This is a genomic window from Mesorhizobium sp. M7A.F.Ca.CA.001.08.2.1, assembly GCF_003998455.1.
GTDB classification, from domain to species: Bacteria; Pseudomonadota; Alphaproteobacteria; order Rhizobiales; family Rhizobiaceae; genus Mesorhizobium; species Mesorhizobium ciceri.
Window position 1 is genome coordinate 1 of the sequence record NZ_RZPW01001429.1, and the last position, 537, is coordinate 537.

A 537-nucleotide genomic window follows, 5' to 3' on the forward strand; every position below is an offset into this window, starting at 1 on the left:
GGCAGAAATCGCGCCCGCCTGGGCAGCGCTCTGGCAACGCGCCGGCGGCCTCGTTTTCCAGCATCCCGACTGGATCTCGGCCTGGTGGCACACCACACCGCATCAGGACCGCCGCGGCCTCAGGATCGGCCTGGTCTGGAGCGGCGAGCGCCTCGAGGCGGTCATTGCGCTCGCGACCTTCTGGCGCTCGGGCATCCGTATGCTGGAATGGGCGGCGAAGGATCACTGCGACTATGGCGATGTCCTGCTTGCTCCCGATGCAGAGCCACAGATCCTGCCGCAACTCTGGCAACATATCCTCGACGATGGCGGCTTCGATCTTGCGTATCTCAATCGGCTGTTGCCCGATGCTCGATTCCGGACCCTGCTTGGTCCCGCCGCCCCAGGCCAGGGCAGCATTTTGCAGCCGAGCCACCGCAGCGAGGTCAGCTACCGAGTTTCCAGCGCCGGACAACGCGGCGCACAATGGTTTGAAAGCCAGTCGAAGAAAACCCGGCAAAACTATCGCCGTGGTTACAAATTCATGGAGGAAGGCCT

At 63.5% G+C, this 537-nt stretch carries 1 protein-coding gene; it reads left to right on the forward strand.

Features of this window, described 5'->3' with window-relative positions; genetic code table 11:
- Positions 1 to 537 (forward strand): GNAT family N-acetyltransferase (locus tag EN914_RS37805; RefSeq protein ID WP_407067841.1); only part of this gene is annotated, 537 nt, incomplete at both ends.